General features: G+C 49.2%; 18 protein-coding genes and 1 other RNA gene. 10 read left to right on the forward strand and 9 right to left on the reverse strand.

Translation table 11 applies throughout. The features are described 5' to 3' along the window. The first annotated feature begins 59 nt into the window (after nt 1–59). From ACVA58_RS15010 to deoD, 5 genes are all read left to right on the forward strand, one after another. On the forward strand, nt 60–230 hold the full coding sequence (locus tag ACVA58_RS15010; RefSeq protein WP_446511265.1) for a XapX domain-containing protein: 171 nt from the start codon (nt 60–62) through the stop codon (nt 228–230). 348 nt (nt 231–578) lie between these two features. Further along, a complete protein-coding gene (gene deoC, locus ACVA58_RS15015; RefSeq protein WP_107350669.1) occupies nt 579–1,352 on the forward strand; it encodes a deoxyribose-phosphate aldolase in 774 nt (257 codons plus the stop codon). Between the two features lie 212 nt (nt 1,353–1,564). Next, complete coding sequence (gene deoA / locus ACVA58_RS15020) at nt 1,565–2,896, forward strand: thymidine phosphorylase (protein ID WP_446511234.1); 1,332 nt, start codon at nt 1,565–1,567, stop codon at nt 2,894–2,896. Between the two features lie 10 nt (nt 2,897–2,906). Next, a complete protein-coding gene (locus ACVA58_RS15025) occupies nt 2,907–4,127 on the forward strand; it encodes a phosphopentomutase (RefSeq protein WP_446511235.1) in 1,221 nt (406 codons plus the stop codon). A 150-nt stretch (nt 4,128–4,277) separates the two neighbouring features. Next, entirely contained in the window at nt 4,278–4,997 is a 720-nt protein-coding gene (gene deoD, locus ACVA58_RS15030; protein WP_107350666.1) for a purine-nucleoside phosphorylase, read from the forward strand. A gap of 87 nt (nt 4,998–5,084) precedes the next feature. Here the strand turns inward: deoD and ACVA58_RS15035 are convergent, their stop codons facing one another. Next, nucleotides 5,085–5,699: a YtjB family periplasmic protein gene (locus ACVA58_RS15035; protein WP_446511236.1), complete on the reverse strand. Its 615-nt coding sequence runs from the start codon at nt 5,697–5,699 to the stop codon at nt 5,085–5,087. Between the two features lie 153 nt (nt 5,700–5,852). Between ACVA58_RS15035 and serB the strand changes: the two genes are divergently transcribed. After that, the gene (serB, locus tag ACVA58_RS15040) at nt 5,853–6,818 is read left to right on the forward strand and encodes a phosphoserine phosphatase (protein ID WP_446511237.1); all 966 of its coding nucleotides are present in this window, start codon (nt 5,853–5,855) and stop codon (nt 6,816–6,818) included. Nucleotides 6,819–6,840: 22 nt separating this feature from the next. Here serB and ACVA58_RS15045 read toward each other — a convergent pair whose 3' ends face one another. Beyond that, complete coding sequence (locus ACVA58_RS15045; protein ID WP_446511238.1) at nt 6,841–9,198, reverse strand: PilZ domain-containing protein; 2,358 nt, start codon at nt 9,196–9,198, stop codon at nt 6,841–6,843. 137 nt (nt 9,199–9,335) lie between these two features. On the opposite strand from ACVA58_RS15045, the gene radA reads away from it, so the two are divergent. Further along, nucleotides 9,336–10,724 (forward strand): DNA repair protein RadA, encoded by a 1,389-nt coding sequence (gene radA, locus ACVA58_RS15050; protein WP_446511239.1) that lies wholly within the window; start codon nt 9,336–9,338, stop codon nt 10,722–10,724. 90 nt (nt 10,725–10,814) lie between these two features. Here the strand turns inward: radA and ettA are convergent, their stop codons facing one another. After that, nucleotides 10,815–12,482: an energy-dependent translational throttle protein EttA gene (gene ettA / locus ACVA58_RS15055; protein ID WP_446511240.1), complete on the reverse strand. Its 1,668-nt coding sequence runs from the start codon at nt 12,480–12,482 to the stop codon at nt 10,815–10,817. A 398-nt stretch (nt 12,483–12,880) separates the two neighbouring features. On the opposite strand from ettA, the gene sltY reads away from it, so the two are divergent. Then, entirely contained in the window at nt 12,881–14,812 is a 1,932-nt protein-coding gene (sltY, locus tag ACVA58_RS15060) for a murein transglycosylase (RefSeq protein WP_446511241.1), read from the forward strand. Nucleotides 14,813–14,895: 83 nt separating this feature from the next. Continuing rightward, a complete protein-coding gene (trpR, locus tag ACVA58_RS15065; protein WP_446511242.1) occupies nt 14,896–15,213 on the forward strand; it encodes a trp operon repressor in 318 nt (105 codons plus the stop codon). Nucleotides 15,214–15,309: 96 nt separating this feature from the next. On the opposite strand, the gene yjjX is transcribed toward trpR, so the two are convergent. The 4 genes from yjjX to ACVA58_RS15085 all read right to left on the reverse strand — a co-directional run bounded on the left by yjjX (nt 15,310) and on the right by ACVA58_RS15085 (nt 18,731). Beyond that, complete coding sequence (yjjX, locus tag ACVA58_RS15070) at nt 15,310–15,831, reverse strand: inosine/xanthosine triphosphatase (protein WP_446511243.1); 522 nt, start codon at nt 15,829–15,831, stop codon at nt 15,310–15,312. Between the two features lie 145 nt (nt 15,832–15,976). Beyond that, nucleotides 15,977–16,615, reverse strand: a complete 639-nt coding sequence (locus ACVA58_RS15075) for a helix-turn-helix domain-containing protein (RefSeq protein ID WP_446511244.1) — start codon at nt 16,613–16,615, stop codon at nt 15,977–15,979. A 520-nt stretch (nt 16,616–17,135) separates the two neighbouring features. Beyond that, on the reverse strand, nt 17,136–18,242 hold the full coding sequence (locus tag ACVA58_RS15080) for a M20/M25/M40 family metallo-hydrolase (RefSeq protein ID WP_446511245.1): 1,107 nt from the start codon (nt 18,240–18,242) through the stop codon (nt 17,136–17,138). Between the two features lie 225 nt (nt 18,243–18,467). Beyond that, a complete protein-coding gene (locus ACVA58_RS15085; RefSeq protein ID WP_446511246.1) occupies nt 18,468–18,731 on the reverse strand; it encodes a hypothetical protein in 264 nt (87 codons plus the stop codon). A gap of 441 nt (nt 18,732–19,172) precedes the next feature. Between ACVA58_RS15085 and ACVA58_RS15090 the strand changes: the two genes are divergently transcribed. After that, complete coding sequence (locus ACVA58_RS15090) at nt 19,173–20,336, forward strand: threonine/serine ThrE exporter family protein (protein WP_446511247.1); 1,164 nt, start codon at nt 19,173–19,175, stop codon at nt 20,334–20,336. Between the two features lie 100 nt (nt 20,337–20,436). Here ACVA58_RS15090 and ssrA read toward each other — a convergent pair. Next, nucleotides 20,437–20,805: a transfer-messenger RNA gene (gene ssrA, locus ACVA58_RS15095) on the reverse strand. Between the two features lie 108 nt (nt 20,806–20,913). Then, the gene (smpB, locus tag ACVA58_RS15100; protein ID WP_107351827.1) at nt 20,914–21,393 is read right to left on the reverse strand and encodes an SsrA-binding protein SmpB; all 480 of its coding nucleotides are present in this window, start codon (nt 21,391–21,393) and stop codon (nt 20,914–20,916) included. Nucleotides 21,394–21,571 lie beyond the last annotated feature (178 nt).

Below are 21,571 nucleotides of genomic sequence, written 5' to 3' on the forward strand. Positions count from 1 at the left end.
ACTTTCATTGCGGGGCAGACTACACTTTCCTTTGTGCTGTAACAGACAGAGAAATGATTATGAGTGAAGTACTGCTAGCGCTGGCCGCCGGGTTTATTGTCGGCGTATTGTTTTCTGCGATTAAACTGCCGATACCGGCTCCGCCGGTGCTCTCGGGGGTAATGGGAATTGTGGGTGTCTATGGGGGCGGGATTGCCTACCAGTGGATAGTCGAACGATTCTTTTCCTGACGAAATCTGTTCGTTGGGTAAACACATTGTCCACGCTGGGAAACGCATATTTCGTGGTGGCAACAAGGTCTGCTTGGTATTATAGGGCAGCACCATCACAAATTGTTTTTCGCTATTCTGGTCAATACCTTCATGGTGTTACCTATCGCTAGGCAAGGCCAGGGTAGCGCATTTGCTGGGAAGTGTTTATTGTCACTTCCCACGCGGTGAAAAGGATATCAATCAGGGAAATGCGAGTGCATTGTTTACCTGAGTCTTCAAGGAGTCAAGTCCGTAACCCCGTCGACTGATGGCTGGTTGTCGGGAAACTGAATAGCTTGGTAGAAATTAATTGGACTGGAGATAGTCATGAGCGAATTGAAAGCGGCTGCACTACGTGCACTTAAACTAATGGACCTTACCACTCTGAACGACGACGACACGGATGCAAAAGTGATCGAGTTGTGTAAGAACGCAAAGAGCCCGGTAGGTAACACAGCGGCCGTATGTATTTACCCACGTTTTATCCCAGTTGCTAAGAAGCAGCTTCGTGAGCAGGGTACACCTGAAGTACGTATTGCAACAGTCACTAACTTCCCGCACGGTAACGACGATATCGATATCGCAGTTGCAGAAACCAAAGCGGCAGTGGCTTACGGTGCTGACGAAGTAGACGTAGTATTCCCATACCGCGCGCTAATGGCTGGCAACGAAGAAGTTGGCTTTGAGCTGGTTAAGCAGTGTAAAGCCGCGTGTGGCGACATCATGCTGAAAGTGATCATCGAAACCGGTGAGCTGAAAACAGAAGAGCTAATCAAGAAAGCGTCTGAACTTTCAATCAAAGCAGGTGCTGACTTCATCAAGACGTCTACCGGTAAAGTGCCAGTGAACGCAACCCCTGAATACGCTGAAATCATGCTTAACGTGATCAAAGATATGGGCGTAGCGAAAACTGTTGGCTTCAAGCCTGCTGGTGGTGTTCGTACTGCAGAAGACGCACAGCAATACCTAGCCATGGCTGACCGCATCCTAGGTGCTGAGTGGGCTGACAACATGCACTACCGTTTTGGTGCTTCAAGCTTACTGGCTAACCTTCTGAACACGCTTGGCGAAGGCGAAAAAGCAGCTGAAGGCGGCTACTAATTCTTTCCAATAAGGTGGCCTTGAGGCCACCTTATTTTTTAATTACCTGTGACTCTTTACTGTTTGGTTCTTGCCTAACTGCATTACGCAGCCTGACGGGCGGTTGCCCCGCACCCGAGAATCAGATCTTGTGTTAATTCATCGCGAGTCGTGATGGCGTTAATACTAAGTAAACAGTCATGACCCTACACTAGAATTTACTGGGGAATACCATGTATTTACCACAAGAAATCATCCGAAAAAAACGTGACAACATTGAATTAACTGCTGACGAAATTAATTTCTTCATTCAGGGCATTGCCAAAGATACTGTATCAGAAGGCCAGATCGCAGCATTCGCGATGGCGATCTATTTCAACGATATGACCATGGACGAGCGTGTGGCTCTGACTTGTGCGATGCGTGACTCGGGTATGGTTATCGATTGGAGCCACATGAACTTCGATGGCCCGATTGTCGACAAGCACTCGACAGGTGGTGTCGGTGATGTGACCTCATTGATGCTTGGCCCTATGGTGGCAGCATGCGGTGGTTATGTACCGATGATTTCTGGTCGTGGCCTGGGCCACACCGGTGGTACGCTGGACAAGCTGGAATCTATTCCTGGCTACAACATTACGCCAAGCAACGACGTTTTCGGTCAGGTGACCAAAGACGCGGGTGTGGCAATTATCGGCCAGACGGGCGATCTAGCGCCAGCTGACAAGCGTGTTTATGCGACCCGTGATGTAACCGCGACCGTCGACAATATCTCTTTGATCACCGCTTCGATCCTGTCGAAGAAACTGGCTGCTGGTCTTGGCTCTCTTGTGATGGACGTGAAAGTTGGTTCTGGCGCATTCATGCCAACTTACGAGGCGTCTGAAGAACTGGCTAAATCTATTGTGGCGGTTGCCAATGGTGCTGGTACTAAGACTACAGCGCTGCTGACCGACATGAACCAGGTACTGGCGTCGACTGCTGGTAATGCACTCGAAGTCCGTGAAGCCGTGCAATTCCTGACCGGTGAATACCGTAACCCTCGCTTATTTGAAGTCACCATGGCATTGTGTGCAGAAATGTTGGTAAACAGTGGTTTAGCAACAGATATCGAGCAGGCACGCGAGAAGCTTCAGGCGGCTCTGGATAATGGTAAAGCGGCTGAGTGCTTTGGTAAGATGGTTGCCGGTCTTGGTGGTCCTGAAGATTTCATGACCAACTACGACAACTACTTGGAAAAAGCCGAGTTGACCAAGCCGGTGTACGCAGAAACCACAGGTTATGCCTTTGCGATGGATACCCGAGCACTGGGTATGGCGGTAGTGGGTATGGGCGGTGGTCGTCGCGTAGCTGCTGATACTATCGACTATGCAGTGGGCCTGAGTGACATGATCCGTTTGGGTGATGAAGCCAATATCGATAAGCCGCTGGCTGTGATCCACGCTCGCAACGAAGCGCAGTGGGAAGAAGCCGCCAAAGCGGTACGTGCCGCAATTACTATTTCTGATCAGAAACCTGAGCCGACACCAGAAGTTTACCGTCGTGTTCGCCCTGAAGATGTTTAATGGAGTTATCATGAAACGTTCTATTATTCTTGTTCTAGATTCATTTGGGATTGGTGCTACTGAAGATGCCGTGGAGTTTGGTGATGTAGGCGCCAATACTATGGGCCATATTGCCAAAGCCTGTGCCCGCGGCGAAGCGGATAACGGCCAGCGCAGCGGTAAGCTTCATCTGCCAAACCTTAACAAGCTAGGCCTGGGTAAGGCATGTGAAGAGTCTTCGGGTTACTTCCCTGAAGGTCTGGATGCTGGCGCTGAAATCACCGGCGCATATGCCCACGCTGCCGAGCTGTCTTCAGGCAAAGATACTCCATCTGGTCACTGGGAAATTGCCGGTGTTCCTGTCCTGTTTGACTGGGGCTACTTTACCGACAAAGAAAACAGCTTCCCGAAAGAGCTGACCGATCGCATCCTTGCTCGTGCTGGTCTGTCTGGCTACTTGGGTAACTGCCATGCATCAGGCACTCAGGTACTGGATGACTTGGGTGAAGAGCACATGAAAACCGGTATGCCGATTTTCTATACCTCTGCGGACTCGGTATTCCAAATCGCTTGTCATGAAGAAACCTACGGTCTAGATCGTTTGCTAGAACTTTGCCAAATAGCGCGTGAAGAGTTGGCAGACTACAACATTGGCCGAGTGATTGCCCGTCCGTTCATTGGTCCTGGTAAAGGTCAGTTTGAGCGTACCGGTAACCGCCGTGATCTGTCGGTTGAACCGCCTGCAGCAACTGTGCTGCAAAAGCTAGTTGATGAGAAAAACGGTGAAGTGATCTCTATCGGTAAGATCTCTGATATCTACGCTGGCTGTGGCATCACCCAAAAAGTGAAAGCAACAGGTATCCCTGCGCTGTTCGAAGCAACACTTGAGCAAATCAAACAAGCGGGTGACAACACCATCGTATTCACCAACTTTGTTGATTTTGATTCTGCTTACGGCCACCGCCGTGATGTTGCGGGTTATGCCGCAGCACTGGAGTACTTTGATAAACGCTTGCCAGAGATTATTGAACTGCTGCAGGAAGACGACGTTTTGATCCTGACGGCTGATCACGGTTGTGATCCAACTTGGCCTGGCACCGACCATACTCGCGAGCATATCCCTGTATTGGTTTCTGGTCCTAAAATCGCTGCAGGTTCACTGGGTCGCCGCGAGACATTTGCCGATATCGGCCAGAGCTTGGCGGAGTACTTCGGTACGTCTGATATGGAATACGGTAAGTCATTCCTGTAACAAGCTAGGGCTGGTAAAGCCTACCCAAAAATACGATTCTTTTTACTGTTTCGGTCTATATTTGTCCTAGATCGAAACAGTGTTTGCAAGACAAGATTACATTGAGTTGGTTATGCAAAAAAACCAACAGATGACAGAAAGGAAATAACGATGGCTACTCCTCACATTAATGCTGAAATGGGTGACTTTGCAGACGTAGTACTGATGCCGGGCGATCCGCTACGTGCCAAGTACATTGCAGAAACGTTCCTAGACGATGCAAAAGAAGTGTGTAACGTACGTAACATGTTCGGTTACACCGGTACTTACAAAGGCCGTAAGATCTCTGTAATGGGTCACGGTATGGGTATCCCGTCATGTTCTATCTACGCGACAGAGCTGATCAAAGACTACGGCGTGAAGAAAATTATCCGTGTGGGTAGCTGTGGTGCTGTACGTGATGACGTCAACCTGCGTGATGTTGTGATCGGCATGGGTGCGTCAACGGACTCTAAAGTTAACCGTATCCGTTTTGGTGACCACGACTTCGCGGCATTGGCTGACTTCGGTATGGTACAGAACGCGGTTGACGCGGCAAAAGCAAAAGGCGTTGATGTGAAGGTGGGTAACATCTTCTCTGCAGATCTTTTCTATAACCCTGATTTCGATTTCTTCCAAACGATGAAGAAATACGGCATCGTGGGTGTAGAAATGGAAGCGGCAGGTATCTACGGCTTGGCAGCTGAGTTCGGTGCAAAAGCACTGACAATCTGTACCGTCTCTGACCACATCCTGCGCGGCGAAGCGACGACGTCTGAAGAACGTCAATTGACCTTCAATGACATGATGGAAATCGCACTAGAATCAGTTCTACTGGGCGACGCGGAATAAGCGCAAGCAACAGTACGAGAACAACAAAAAGGGCTTGCCATTGGCAAGCCCTTTTTTTATCGCTGTCTGTTTGTCTTGTTGGGATGTCTAGTCGTTTTTACTGTCGCTGAGCAGGATAGGAAAATGCCAGTTCTCTTGTCGGTTACCGAAGGTAATAGCCAGTAGGAAACCGATGACCATCGCACTGGCGATCAAGGCCCGGATAATGTTGGTGATAGCATCAATATCGGCCATCGTTTCGGCGATAAGCTTGTCATGCTCTAGCGTGATACGGACAAACCCTACGACTTGGTGCTGGCTCATGATTGGCTCAATCAGTTGCTGGCGGCCATAGCTGGCAACGGCCAGTGGGGTCGAAAGTCCTGTCACTTGCGGCAGCGGCAAGGCATCTTGGCTTTTGGCCAGGGTAATGCCTTCCAGATCATAAATGCTGGCATCGAGCAGCAAGGGCTCCTTGGCCAGTTGTTCGACAAGCAGTTGCAGTCGGTCTTGGTTTTTTTCAATCACGTCCGTCGATGCGGTATCGGCGGCCTGTCGGACAACCAAGCGTGATAGCTGCTGGGTTTGATCGCTCAGAGTACGGTAGTTTTGCTTAGCCAGGCTAGAGCCATATTCAACCATGGTGATTAGCGCCGCCAGGCAGCCAAAAAGGATGAACAGCCGCCAGGCTTTTTGGAATTGGGTATGTTTTTTCTTCATCATATCAGCGCTGTATTCAAGACCAATCTCATTTTTGGGCTTGCCCTGGTAATTTGCAATAGGGTAAGTTGTTTAACCAAGCGACTTCAAAATGCTCGGTTCAGTGTGGAATCCTGCATCTTGAGGTCACTTGGATATTTAGGCGATTACTTTAACATGGATGGTTTGCAAGTGCTCAAAATAAGGAAACACACCTCTTTACTACAGCGATTTCCGCAAGTGGTGTCGGCCAGCAATCTTGACCGACAGCGCTCGACAGCCTTGATTTTTGGCCGTTCTATAGATGCGGTTACGGTTCACGCGATAGAAGCCGCGTATGGTGCACCGCTGGTGCTGACGGCTGCTTGGAAAGTAGGGCAATACGACTGTTTGTTGTTGGCGACCCCGTATTCATTGCAGTTGGAACAATGCGTGACCAGTGCGCAGCTTGATATTGCCGATCTTACTCAGTTTCCAGATCTACGCGAGCCCGGCTTGGTGGTGATGGATATGGATTCAACGGCGATCGAAATCGAGTGTATTGACGAGATCGCCATATTGGCAGGTGTCGGTGAGCAGGTGGCTGAAGTGACCGAGCGGGCGATGCAAGGTGAACTGGATTTTGAACAAAGCCTGCGCCAGCGGGTCGCGGCACTGGCGGGCAGTGATGCGGCCATTCTCGATCAAGTCAAAAGCCAGCTGCCGTTTATGCCTGAGCTGCGTGAGCTGGTGGCCACCCTGCACCATTATGGTTGGAAGGCCGCGATTGCATCAGGCGGCTTCACTTACTTTTCCGATCACCTCGAACAAGAGCTGGATTTGGCTCATGCCCAGTCGAATACGCTGGAAATTGTTGATGGTAAACTCACGGGCAAGGTACTGGGAGATGTTGTGGACGCACAGGCCAAAGCGACAATATTGCGTAACTTGGCCGAGCAATATGACATTCCACCGCACAATACCGTGGCTATTGGTGATGGGGCCAATGATTTGGTAATGATCAATGCTGCAGGGCTTGGTGTGGCCTACCATGCCAAACCGAAAGTCGAAGATGAGGCCCCGGTAGCAATCCGCTTTGCCGATCTCGGTGGCTTGATTTGTTTGCTGTCGGTCTCTTTGGTGCCGCAGCAGCTGGGCTGGTAGGCACCAAAGATAAGTGGGCGGGTTATCGAATTTCTAGCCTGATCAGCACTTCATCGGTGATGTCGAGGATCTCGCCGCCACCGATGACCGAATTGAGCTCTTGCTCCAGTGCCCTTGCCCGGTGCAATACCAGGCGGGCAAGTTCGCCCAGCTCTTTGCCTATCAAAGCGGTCATCGGGCTGAGTACCGGGGCGGCGGTGAGTCTGAGCGCCATAAAGTTGCCGGCCGTTTTTGCGTGTTTGATATAGTTGATCCGCTCTTCGATAGTGCGGAATTCATCAAGTAGCTTGGCATCGACCCGTAGGGGCTGTCCCGGTTGCTGTTCAACCGCCAGATAGATCTCATGGATGTAGGGCTGGTTGATCTCAACCGGGCGCATGGTTTCGGCTAGCAGTTGTTTTACCCGGTTGCGGAACAGTGGTTCCAGCGAGCAACCTTTTCCGTCGGCCAGTTGGTTGAACAGTTTGATCGGCGGCGGAGGTGGGAAGTTACAGCCAACCGCCTTCAATTTTATCTTGTGGTCAACTTTTTCGGCAAAGTACGGAATCGTCTTCAGTTTGGTCAGCAGCATTTGGTGCATGGCCAGCAACAACTCTCCCTGCGGTAATTTCTCCTCGGTCATCACCAGTTTATTTTCATTGTGCAGTATTAGCTTGCGCAGGAAGTGCTCGCTTCGCGCCGCTTGTTGCCCTGCACCTGTCGTCAGCTGGATATTGCAGTAGTCAGAGCTGACCCTGACGACACGGTAGGGGACGTGGCTCAATGGGCTATTTTTATTGCTTTTTTGCAGGCCGGGAAACGAGACCTCTACCTGTTCGTCGCGGCGTAGGGCGACCGGGCTGGTTAGTTTGATATTTAGGCCACGGGTAGAAAAGTCGATACTTTGCCCAGTGACCGTCTGGCTATCCGCAGTGGATAGGGCGATAGGCGTATCGAACAGATATCGGTCTTCGCTACGCTGTGGCCGTGGATCAAAATACACCGCTTTGGCTGCCGAAACCGGGTTGCGAGGATGGCGGAATGCCTGCAGGGTCTTACTAGGCAGTTGCGGTTTGACGCTCAATCGGTAATCTTGTTGGGCATTGCGGTTAGTGAGATCTTGCAGCACCCCGACATGGGTCAGGGTGCCTAGCTGGTCGACCATATCAGGCGCAATTTGCTTGAGGCTATCGATGTCTTCTTGGTCGATAGGCTGCAAGCTCAGACGCATTACCCGCCAGGTGTCACGCTGTGCTCCTACATGCCAGAATAAGCGACGCTGCTCGGTATTCATCTCCGGCAGGGCTGCTGAATAGAAGAAGGTTTTACCATCATGTTCATGGCTGAAACTGTACAGCAGTGTGCTGGACTGTTTCAGGCCAGCTTTCCCTAAGCTAGCTAAACGATCTTGAGAAATTAGGTGGTTGAGGACCGGTTGGTTCCTTTCATCGTGCCAGTGGGTCCAGATATGGCGATTGTATTGGGTCAGCAGACAGTAGGTCAGCTGGGTATCGGAGAGAAATACCGGCAGGCTGGTACTGTGCTTGAGAAAACAATGCTCATAGCCACGAGTCCGGATTTGGATGACTTTGTCATCGTAGTTGTGCCGGGTTCGGTTTTGGGATTGGTTCAGGCCCTGATCAATCACCGATTTAATTAATGTATTGTCACTCAGCAGCTTCAGACGTAGCCACTTATAGCTGTCGTTATCCGGGTTTTCGTCAATACCGAGGATCCGGTAGCTCATCCCCTCAATCAAGCGGGGGTCATTCAATTTATCGGCCAGAGTCGGAAAGCGTACCACAATGTTCATACCTAGCTTGTAATTGAACGCGGCAGGGACTTTGAATTTGGCGCCGGAATAAGATAGATCTGCGCTGATCCCATTGATCGTCTGGCTCAAAGGGAGTTCCAGCACGACTTGGGTGGCAATTTGCCAGCGGTTTTCGTCACGGGTCAGGTAGTGGCCAAAACGAAGCAGCGGTGCTATCAGCGGGTTGTCAGGTTGCGAAGTTGCTTGGGCGATCGGTTTGGGTTGCAGCTTTCCTTGCTGGTGCATTACCCGAAAGTTGTTGCGGGTGTTCATCAGCGCTTCGTATAGGCCGACCCTGAACTGGTTACCAAAGATTTTGATCCGCTTGTGGTAAGTATTGATTGCCACATCATCGAGCCAATGCTGGCGACCGTTGAGTTGGTAGGGGCGGCATTCACCCTGAACGCGACCGCGCAGGTCAACGGCTTTCATGCAAGGTGACATGATGCGGTTCAATTCCATTTTCAACTGCAGCCGGGTTGGGCCGTCTTCGCCTTCGGTCATCATCTGGAAGACGTCGTCAAAATCCTCGCTATCGTAGACAGGGATGAGTCTTTCAATCAGTCCTTTGTAATCGTCAAGCACCATAGTTATTTTTGATTATCTCATTCTTCGTTTATTATCGGCATATTGCCCTAAGAGTTGAGCTTTTCTTCAACCTACAGGCAAGTTCTATTCTACATCCCTTTTGTGGATGTGTTTAACCAAATATATCAAGGTGAGTCATGGCAAAAACCAAGCGGGCTTATGTATGTAGTGATTGTGGCGCAGACTTTCCCCGCTGGCAGGGCCAGTGTAGCGCGTGTGCGGCATGGAATACGATCACCGAGTTCACAGTTCCCAAAACACGATCCGCCTTGGGCGGGGCTTCGGCAGTTGGTACGAGCAGCTATGCAGGTGCGGCGACCAAGATACAAAAACTTTCTGAGGTCGAAACCAAAGATTTGCCTCGCTACAGTTCCGGTATTTCTGAACTGGATCGGGTGTTTGGCGGTGGGATAGTACCGGGCTCCGTATTGCTACTGTGTGGTGATCCGGGGGCGGGTAAATCAACCTTGCTGCTCCAGAGCATCGGTTCGGTAGCGGCCTCGAAATCGTCGCTGTATGTGTCGGGTGAAGAATCGATTCACCAGATCTCCCAGCGGGCCAAGCGATTGGGGACCCAGAACCTCGATAATATTAACGTGGTGGCCGAAACCTCGGTGGAAGCGATTATCGAACATATTCGGGCGCAGAAAACTGAGTTTGTGATTATTGACTCAATCCAGACCATGACGGTTGCCCACAATGATTCGGCTGCCGGTAGTCCGAGTCAGGTAAAGGAATCCGCGGCGGCTCTGACCCGGTTTGCCAAGACCGAAGGTGTGACCTTCATGATCGTTGGCCACATCAATAAAGACTCCAATGTGGCGGGTCCGATGCAGCTGATCCACATTGTTGATGGTCTGTTTGCCCTGTCGTCGACGGCGGATGAAAAGTTCCGGGTACTACGTACGTCCAAAAACCGTTTCGGTGCCGATTCCGAATCATGCTTCTTTGCCATGACCGAAACCGGGATGAAGCAGGTGAAGAACCCGTCGGCGATTTTCCTTAGCCGATCGGACAAGAACCATGCGGGATCAGCCTGTACCACGCTGTGGGAGGGGACTCGTCCGTTGCTGGTGGAAATACAGGCGTTGTGCAACAACTCGGTGACCGAGAATCCCCGTCGCCTGACGGTGGGTTACGACAATAACCGTCTGGCAATGTCGATCGCGGTACTTGCCCGCCATGGTGGGGTCATGCTGTCTGACATGGATATCTTCGTCAACTGTGTTGGGGGGATCAAGATCGAAGAGACCTCGGCGGATTTGGCGGTGTTATTGTCTATATTCTCCAGCTTCAAAAACGCCCCTATTCCGCAGGATGTGTTGGTGTTCGGAGAGATTGGCCTGAATGCCGATATCCGACCGGCGGCGAACGGGGTGGAGCGGATCCGCGAAGCGGTCAAGCAGGGCTTTACTCGAGCTATCGTGCCCAAGGCCAATGCCAGCCGTCAGATCCCGGGGATTGAAATTATCGCGGTGGAAGATCTGCAGGAAGCTCTCACGGCGTTTGAGCGGGTAGCACTGTAGATTGGTCTTAAATGATAGGGTACTAAACGATAGGTAAAAGAAAGGGCTGCATCATGCAGCCCTTTTTGTATCTAGCGGACGGTAAGTGAGTTACTTAGCAATACGCTTGTACTTGATACGGTGTGGCTCAGCCGCTTGTGCGCCCAGTGTTTTCTTCAGCCAATCCGTGTATTCGGTGTAGTTACCTTCGAAGAAGTTAACCTGACCTTCGTCACGGTAGTCAAGAATGTGGGTAGCGATACGGTCAAGGAACCAACGGTCGTGCGAGATCACCATGGCACAGCCTGGGAACTCAAGCAGTGCTTCTTCTAGTGCGCGAAGCGTCTCGACGTCAAGGTCATTGGTTGGCTCATCGAGTAGCAGTACGTTACCGCCCGCTTTCAGAAGCTTCGCCAAGTGAACACGGTTACGCTCACCGCCCGACAAATCACCAATGCGTTTTTGCTGATCACTACCACGGAAGTTGAAGCGCGATACGTATGCACGAGCAGGGACTTCGTAGTTGTTGATACGGATAATTTCCGAGCCTTCAGAAATCTCCTGATACACGGTGTTGTTGTCGTTCATGCTGTCACGGAACTGATCAACAGAGGCTAGGCTTACGGTGGTACCCATATCAATGGTGCCAGAGTCAGGTTGCTCAGCACCGCTCAACATCTTGAATAGGGTTGATTTACCTGCACCATTCGCACCGATGATGCCAACAATCGCACCCTTAGGCATGCTGAATGACAGGTCATCAATAAGAACACGATCACCATATGATTTGGTTAGGTTCGTTACATCAATGACTTTGTCACCCAAACGCTCACCTGGTGGGATGAACAGTTCGTTGGTTTCATTACGCTTTTGGTGATCGCTGGTGTTCAGCTCTTCAAAGCGCGCCATACGTGCTTTTGATTTCGCCTGACGGCCTTTCGGGTTCTGACGAACCCACTCTAGCTCTTTGGCGATGGTTTTCTGGCGTGCTTGCTCTTGGGATGATTCTTGCTTCAGACGAGCATCTTTCTGCTCTAGCCAAGAGGTGTAGTTACCTTCCCATGGAATACCTTCACCACGGTCAAGTTCCAGGATCCAGCCTGCAGCGTTATCTAGGAAATAACGGTCGTGGGTAATCGCCACAACAGTACCGCTGTAATCAACCAGGAAGTGCTCAAGCCAAGCCACAGATTCTGCGTCAAGGTGGTTAGTCGGTTCATCTAGCAGCAGCATGTCTGGCTTGTCTAGAAGTAATCGGCAGATAGCGACACGGCGGCGCTCACCACCTGATAGGTTCTGGATTTTCGCATCCCACTCAGGCAGGCGCAGGGCATCAGCCGCACGCTCAAGCTGCATGTCTAGGTTGTGGCCATCTTTGGTTTCGATCAGCGCTTCAAGTTCGCCTTGCTCTTTGGCTAGCACATCGAAGTCCGCATCAGGTTCTGCGTAAGCAGCGTAGACAGCGTCTAGGCGAGTAAGGGCATGTTTAACATCAGCCACAGACTCTTCAACGATTTCACGTACGGTTTTCTCTTCGTCCAGTACCGGCTCCTGAGGTAGGTAGCCTACCTTCAAGCCTGTTTGTGGACGAGCTTCACCTTCGATATCGGTATCGATACCCGCCATGATGCGCAGTAGGGTTGATTTACCCGAACCGTTCAGGCCCAACACACCAATTTTGGCACCAGGGAAGAAGCTCAATGAAATATCTTTTAGGATTTGACGCTTTGGTGGGACGATTTTACCCACGCGCGACATGGTATAGACGTATTCAGCCATATCCGTTTGCGATCTCTAAACTAAATGAAAGGGGGTATTTTACCTGTTCTGGACATAAGTTTAACAGCAATGTTCATAATTAGTGCCCCAAGTGAACGTTAAGGTAGCACTCAGCACACATCTTTGTGTTGTCCTTGCATTTTCTTACGTTATATCTTTGCAACATCGTTATGTTAACTTTTTGTTGTATTCCATGGGGTGTGTTTGCTTCTCGATGATAAGAGCGGATATTGCAATTATTAAAATGTGCAAATTGGTATTACGCTCAATAGTGGACAGCCTTTTGATCATGGCAATGCTTTTGCTGGTGCGGAGGCTTGTAGAGATGGAATTAATATGCAATAAAACACACAGGTTTTTTGACCTGAATCAATATGGGCAACGAATGGAAGGGTGCTGTGTCTAGCAATAAAAACGTTAAAGTATTTTCAGGTCTCGTGTTGTTTGTTGGTTTGTTGCTGTCGCCTTTAATGCGAGCGTCGACGCTGGAACAGCAGCGTGAATGGTATGAGCAGGCCCAGGTTTCCCTTGAGGAAAAGGATGAGGCCGCGTACGAGACGTTGCGTGGTAAATTGGATGACTACCCGCTGACACCCTATCTTGATTATCGTGAATTTATTCAGACCTTGTATGCTAAATCGCCTACTGAGGTGGAGGCATTCATCGAGCAATATGCCGCCTTGCCATTCAGCACCACGGTCAAGGATCGCTACCTGACCCACCTTGCAACCACTGAACGCTGGCAGGACTTTGTCGATGTGCAGCCATTGCCTCCGCGCAGTCAGGTGCTGCGCTGCCATTACTATTACGCCCAGAGCAAACTTGGCAACAAAGATGTCGCTTGGCAAGGGGCGAAGGCCCTATGGCTGACCGGAAAGTCGACTCATGATGAGTGCGATCCCCTACTCAATATCTGGCAAAAGGCGGGGAAAAGGACCGATGCGCTTATTCTTGATCGCATGTTGCTGGTATACACCGAAGGTAATCGTGCTCGACTCAATTATCTCAATAAACAGCTAGGCGCCAAGAGTAAGCAATCCGGTAAATCGGTGGTTGATCTCTACGACAAACCGCAGGGCGTCGCTGCATTTTCTAAACGCAGCAAAGTGACGCCGCTAAATCAGAACTTGACCGTGTTGGCCTACAAAAAGTTGGTGCGCAGCGATACAAAGGAAGCGGTGAAGCAGTATGACAAAACGGTGCAGGGCCAGCATTTAGAAGAAGCCAAGCGCCAGTCACTGGCTGATTATACCGCCAGCCGACTGATGGCAACCGATGATGAACCGCTGCAGAAGTGGCGGGATAAAGTATTGGCAAAAACCAGCAATGTCAGTTTGCTTGAGCGCCGTATTCGTCAGGCTATGCGGGAAGACAAATGGAATGAGGTCGAGCTGTGGGTGAACCGCTTGCCTGATAAGGCCAAGCAGAGCACACGCTGGACTTTCTGGCAGGCGCGTTTGGCAGAGCGTGACGGCAACAAAGAACTCGCGACGGAAAAGTACACCCAGATCTTGGGCCAGCGTGATTTCTACAGTGCTGCTGCGGCGACGGTACTGGGCAAGCCTATCACTTACCCGGTAAAAACAGCGGATGATGTTCAGGCTGAGATTAAGGAATATGCGCAGACCCTTGCGCGGGTTAAAGAGCTTATCGCCGTGGATAAATTGCTGGCGGCCAACCGTGAGTGGCATTATTTATTAAGGGGGGTGGACAACGACCAGATCGTGGCATTGGCTGCCTATGCGGCGACCAATAAATGGCACCACCTTGCGGTACAGGCGACAATCTCCGGCCAGCTATGGGATTACATCGAACTACGCTTCCCGGTTGCCCATAAATGGTGGTTTGATTTCTTTAGCAAGAAGCGTGAATTACCGGTCACCACTATGATGGCACTAGCCCGACAGGAGAGTGCACTCAACATCGAGGCCATTTCACCTGTCGGTGCGCGTGGGCTTATGCAGCTGATGCCGGCTACAGCCAAAGAAACGGCCAAGAAGCTGGGGCGTAACTACGAGGGGAAAAGCAGCCTGTTTGATCCCGGCGTCAATATTCGCCTTGGCAGCGGTTATTTGAAAATGATGCTCGAGCAATATGATAACAACCGTATTTTCGCCTTTGCCGCCTATAATGCAGGGCCGAGCCGTGTGACGCGCTGGCGCAAAGGTACGGACGGCCGGTTGGATGTTTATGCGTTTATCGAGGCTATTCCGTTCAATGAAACTCGGGGCTATGTCCAGAATATACTCATGTTTGAAATCTATTACGGCGACCTGATCCAAAGCCCGGTCCCATTACTGACAGATAATGAGATCAACACCAAGTATTAGCTTTTTTGATACAAGGGCTAGGTTGTCGGTGGTTAAAGGGATAGAATCAGTACTCGAGAACGAGTACATCAAATGAGGATGACATGTCGAATAGCCAAGAAACCCCGGAATTTACCGAGTGGCAACAAGTGGTTGATATTTTGCGTCAGGCAACAACAGAGCAGAAAGACGATACTTTGTTGAGGCTGTTGCTCACGCCCGATGAGCGGTCGGTGTTACTTTCCCGGGTCAATATTCTACATGAACTGCTCAATGGCGAGCGTAGCCAACGTAAGATCAGTGAACTGTTGGGTGTTGGTGTGGCAACCATTACCCGGGGCTCCAATGAGCTCAAGCACCATGATGATGATATAAAGGTGTGGTTATCCGCTTTGCTTAAAGAGCAGAGCCCTAGCAACTGATATATCGCTCATCAGCATACAATTGAAAAAGAGCCTCCTGAACGCGAGTTCAGGAGGCTCTTTTTTTCCCAGCAGCTGACCGATATAGCGCTCAATTTACTTTGAAAATAATGCCGGGTGAATAAACGGGATAAGAGCCAATATCAATGCCTGTTGGTAGACCGAGCTACGGCTGAGTAGGTGGTTGGTCAGCATCGCAATCGCGCCGCCTTTTTGTTTGATATTGGTTTGGTTAAACATTTCGTCCATGACATCCCCCAACTCTTGACCCTGGTGAAGTTTGTCCAGCGCCAGCGGTGGAAGCGGCAATGATGCCGAGCGGGCTTCACCACGGGTTTCGCCGCTTTCAATCACCATCCAAGCAAAGGTAAAAGGCCCATCGATACCGGCTTCGAGCCCAACGTAATAGTCTGCCTCCGGAGTTGCTTTTCGGGCGTTACTCACGCGGTTTCTTGCACCCAGCAAGGTTTCGTCTGCACACATTGGCTGGTCGCGGACCCCGCTGTCCACGCTGATCCCCTCAATCGTAAACTGATGGTCGGGAAAGGTGTGGTTGAAGGCATCTTCAACGGCTGAAATCTTGGCTGGATTGGTTGAGGCGACAATAATCTTAGGCATAGCAAACATCCATTATCTGAGTGCTTACTATATTAATACCAAACTGAATAATAGTCTTCATATCAGAGAGGTTTGGTATTTGACTTGGCGACGTGTTGTCACGCCACCAAATTGGCATAATCAACAGGGCTTATTCTACCTGTGATTAACGGTTGTAGGCCCAGTCTGACTGGATGATGTAACCGTGGATCTGGAACTCGCCGTTGTTGACGAACAAGTTAGGGAAATCAGGCTGAGATGTTGAGAATACGACACCATCGGCAAGCTGTGTCATGTGATAGAAATCTGGTTCGCTGCCACGAACAGACGCAAATACCGGTTGCTTAGGTTGGTATGTTGCGGTTTTGGTGGCAAGGGCATAGCTACCCACCGGAGCACACTGAGAAATGTTTTCGTTATCCACCAACAGGCCTAGACAATCTTCACGTAGCAGGTGCTGCGGGATAGCACGCTTGCTGATCACATCTACCGAAGCGCCGCTGCGAAAGGGCATGAAGTCCTTACGGTGGATGATTGGGATGTAGGTACTGGTAGTGCCTTGGTCAACGCTGTTGTTGATAGTCGTCGTGGCTTGAGTGCCAGTATCAACCTGGCCGGTCAACAAATAACTGATTGACGTGCTCAGTGCCTCGGCAATTTTCTCCAACTCGCGAACTTCAATACCGTACTTACCAGATAGCTTACGGCTCATTGTACCTTGCTGAAGATCAAGGGCTTCGCCCAGGTGTTTTTGGCTGATCCCTTGGATTTTAGCTAATCGCTTAATTCGTTCTAAATATTCCATACTCACTAGCTTCCTGCTGAAAATTGTCTGATGCAAAAGCGCATTCTTAAATGTCATATTGATTGTACTGATAACAATCGTTTCGGGATCTGGTAGGTATAAAAAATGCGATTGGTTTCGTTATGGGCATATCAGTTTTTTTCAAGATGGGCAAAAAATGGAACAATTTTCGTAAATTGAAATAAGATCCTAGTGTCAATTTTGTTGGATTAAGATCACTTTTTGTAGCCTTTGTGGTTGTGTGACGAACATAGATAAAGGTACTTGTGATTTTAAAGCTTTAGTCTTAAGTTGTTGATTTTTATGTGTGAGTTTTCTTTTGTTGTATTTTTTACCAGCCGGATAGCAATGCTGAATGAAATGGGCTTATTGTATGGGCTTTGGTTATGAGTTTTTTTCACATTGGTTGGTATTTCATGACAAATAGCAAAAAATTACCGATATGATCTGGGAGGGATGAGTCAAACAGGTATGCTTTTGGGGGATAAAGAGGAAGGTGAACCTTCCTCTTTCAAGGGGATTAGCGAGTTAGGTAGGTGTACAAGAACTTGGTGATCTCTACCATGTCATCAATCTTGATGAACTCTTCTGTTGTGTGTACTTTCGCCATACCCGTCGACAAGTTTACAGTTTTCAGGCCTTTGCTGTTGAAGATGTTTGCGTCGCTACCGCCGCCTGTTGGTTTGGTCATCGGCTCGATGCCATTGGCTTCGAATGCTGCTTTGATCTGCTCAACGTGCGGGTCATTGCCGGCAATGCGGTAAGCGTTGTAAGCACGCTTGGATGCAATATTGATTTCTGCGCCGTGTTTTTTCGCTGCTGCTTCGAATGTGCTGATCATGTGGTCGACTTGAGCTTGTAGCTTGCTGTCATCCAGTGAGCGTGCTTCTGCTTCGATAAACAGCTCAGGCATAACGATGTTCGTCGCCTGGCCACCTTTCACTACACCAATGTTTGCAGTGGTTTCTTCGTCGATGCGAGAAAGCTTCATGTTGGTGATTGCATCAGCTGCAACGGTCAGGGCATTGATCCCTTCTTCCGGAGCAAGACCTGCATGGGCTGGTTTACCGGTGATGTTCACCTTCAGGTTCTGCTGGCCCGGTGCCGTTGTGATGATGGTGCCGATAGGGCCGCCAGAGTCAAATACGATACCCGTTAGCGACTCAACCTTGCTCATGTCAAAGTTCTGCGAACCGTGCAGGCCGCCTTCTTCGTACACAGTGAACGCCAGTTCAATTGTCTGATGCTCTGCGCCGTCAGCCTTGATAGAGCGAACCGCTTCCATAATGGCTGCGATACCTGATTTGTCATCGCCGCCTAGAATCGTGTCGCCTTTCGAGCGGATGATACCATCTTCGATGATTGGCTCGATGTTGTTACCAGGGGTAACCGTATCCATGTGGCAGCTAAGTAGGATAGTACCTTCCAGCTTACCTTCAAGTTTGGCGTAGATGTTGAAGCCGTTGGAGATCTCAGCAGGAACAGGAAGCTTCTGTACGTCAAAGCCCATTTCACCTAGCTGCTCGGCCAGTGTCTCGGCAATCGCTTTCTCGTTGCGCGACTCACTGTCGATTTTAACCAGTTCAATAAAGTGTTGGACCAGACGGTCCTGATTGATATTTGCCATTTAAAGCACCTCCGTTATGAATGCCATATTACGTGAACTGGCTGAACTAACCTTGATCTGCTCACCAATATCGTGGGGGTAATCACTATAAAACTTCAATTGTTAGGGGGATTGTTCTGGGATGTTGGGGAATTGTGCGGGTGGGGTTGGCGGGGTGTGGGGGAGTCGTTAAGAGGGAGGCTTCAAGTTGGTGCTAGTATGAAGCCCTGATTCAGCGGCACGGTGCTACATCAATGTCTCGTAAAATTCATCCATTAGGTTTTCGAGTTGGAAAAGCTTCTCAGTTTCTTCTTCGCTGAGCTCATCTTTGTCATAAAGGAGATCCATCTGTGCTTGAATGATTTCTACCTCTTTCATTACGTGCACGTTGTGCTGTTCTAAGATCTCATCGAAATCTTGCGCGTGAAGCTGGGGGATATAGCATGAGCTAGATAACACCGCTATTGCGGCAAAAAGTAATGGTTTCATCGTTGTTGTAGGGAGGTTCATAGACCGGTTCCGTTGGCTTTATTGATATTTGAGATAAAGCGTATGGGAGTGGTTATACGATAACTATGATATTGCTCAATGATTTAAAGTCGGACATGAATGATTACAAATTTGGAGCCCGTACATTTAGCGCCGGTAGGAAGCAGTGAGATAGGCGAGGAAATAAGAAAAATGGTAATCCATCAATGTTTTATTGGTAACTGATGTTTACGTTAAGTTTTTGATTATTAAACGGTGTTTATTGAGAGTAAAAGAAAGAGCTTATAATATTTTTGAGAAGCAATTAGCATATTAATTTCAACAGTTTAATTGCATTAATTTGCTAAAATATATTGCAGGTGAAATAGCATAGACATAATGCTATTTCTGAGACTACGCTCCTCGTGTCTATGGCACTTATTTGTTACCTTACGGGCGTTTTTGACTCACACTGATCTGACTATGGCTTCACAATACATAATCAATAAAGTTGTAGAAATTGGGGATACACTGCATCGCTGTGGATGCCCACCCTATAAGGTGGAAAAGTATACTCAGCACTATGCTAAAAAATATGATGCGGAAGTCATGGTGCAGGCCATGCCAACCTCGATTAACTATCAGTTTCTTGGTAAGAGAGATACCGTCGTTCTAAAGCGTCATAAACCCGCCTCTATTGATCTTGCCTTGCTGGCTAATACCATTGATCGCATTAATCAACCTCGTAAAGAAAAGCCTGCGCAAGACTTTCACTATCCTAAATGGGGTGTGGCATTGGCCAATATGGGGATTCCCCCTGCCTACCTAATGCTGGTTGGTAGTACACTGGAAGCGGTAGGGTATGCCACCTTGCTTGGATTGATGGTTTGGTTAGTACAGTTGGTTTGCCATGGCCGCCGTGCCATTGCCGCTGAGTTTATAGCGGCATTATTAACCGGTTTGTTTGTTGCCTTTATCGTTAGCCTTGGTACTAATGTGCCTGTTTGGGCGCTGTGTATTGCTTCGATAGTCTTGTTTGTACCCGGATTATCGATTGCTAACTCATTGGAGTGCTTGGCATTCAATGATTTGGTCTCTGGGACCGCTTTGCTAGGGCAAAGTATGTTAACCCTACTCAAGCTGTTTATCGGAGTGATGATTGGTTTGAGCATCGGCGAAGCTTGGTGGGGGCCCGTGGATACTCTCCCGTATACCAATGAAATTCCCCTACGGCTGCATGTATTTGGCTTAATGTTGATTTCAACGTCGATCGGAGTGATCTTCAATGCCCGCCCACGAGATATTTTGCTTGGGCTACCGGTTGCAGTATTGGGGATGTGGGGACCGATGTACTTGGGCTTTGGTGGCGACTGGGTGGTGGGTACTTGGGTCACAACCGTGTTGATCACCTTGTATGGTACTAAAATAGCTAAGCTGCTTAATCTAACGGGCTCTATTTATATTGTGCAGGGAATCATCATTCTGGTTCCCGGTAGCCGAGTTTTGATCAGCGCGAGCCAATCAGTATTCGAGCAATCCATCTTGCCGATTCCCAATATCGGTTTGTCTGCCATCTTCATGTTTTCAGCAATTGTGGCAGGGCAGATCACCGCTTATTCACTTTACTCTCCAAAGATAGATCGATAGACCAATTTCTTTTCGCCTCGACTGATGTGTAAGTCGCAGTCCTGAATGGCTAAATACAAAAAGGGCGGTAATCTTTCGATTACCGCCCTTTCCAAACGTTTGGTGGAGCTGGCGGGAGTTGAACCCGCGTCCAAAATCAGTCTAACAGATGGCGCTACATGCTTAGTCAGTCTTTATTCTCGTACCTACACTGCGAACTGACACGCTATGCAAATACATACCAGAATTCTATTTCGCGGTTCATCTCTCTAGTCAAAGATTCCCTCGCTATCTTGTTTGGGTTTGAACCCCTGTTAGTCCCCGTCTTACAAGCGAAAGCTAGGGCAGGAGCGCTCTCAGCAGGGTATTAAGCTGCTAGTGCGAAGTTTTCGTCGTTTGCGACTATTTTTTGCGGCTTTTTTACGAGGCCAACCGCACCTCGGCATGCTCCACAAGCCTTCGTGATCCTGTCGAATCCTAAATCAGCCCCAGAGTGTTAAGACGATGGTAACAGAATTTCACCTAGCGTCAATACAATTCCCTGTCAGACTGATTTTTATGGATGAAAATCCACCAACATACTGACAGGAAAAGAGTATTAGCGGTTGCTGCTTTTCATGATACGGGCCTTGTCACGCTGCCAATCGCGGGCTTTGGTGTCTGCACGTTTGTCATGAAGTTTTTTACCGCGCGCGGTACCTATCTTTAGTTTAACAAAGGATGCCTTCCAATACATGGAAAGGGCGACAATTGTTTCACCGTCACGGTTTACTGCGCCTGACAACTTATCGATTTCACGACGGTTCAATAGCAGTTTACGGGTACGTGTTGGGTCGGCTACCACATGGGTAGAAGCGGCGTTCAGCGGGGTGATGGTCATGCCTGAAATGAAGGCTTCACCGTTACGCAGGAACACATAACTTTCAGTCATGTTCACTTTGCCATCACGGATGGCTTTTACTTCCCAACCCTGCAGTGATATTCCGGCTTCGTATTCGTCGCTAATCGCGAACTCGAAGCGGGCGCTTTTGTTCTTGGCAATCGTATTGCTACTTTGCTTTGGTTTTTTCTTGGCCATAAATACTCTTGAATGTTGCTGTCCCAGCCTTGAATGCAATGGCTGGTCGAAAAGTGTTTATTTATAAATCAATGAGATGATGACAATAAACACGCTTATTTTGGCTGTTAGCCCAGTAATGGTATCATTGGGTTTGTCCTTGTCATAGGTTTTCACGTGACAGGTGGCACGTTTTAAC

This window comes from Photobacterium sp. DNB22_13_2 (assembly GCF_052873915.1).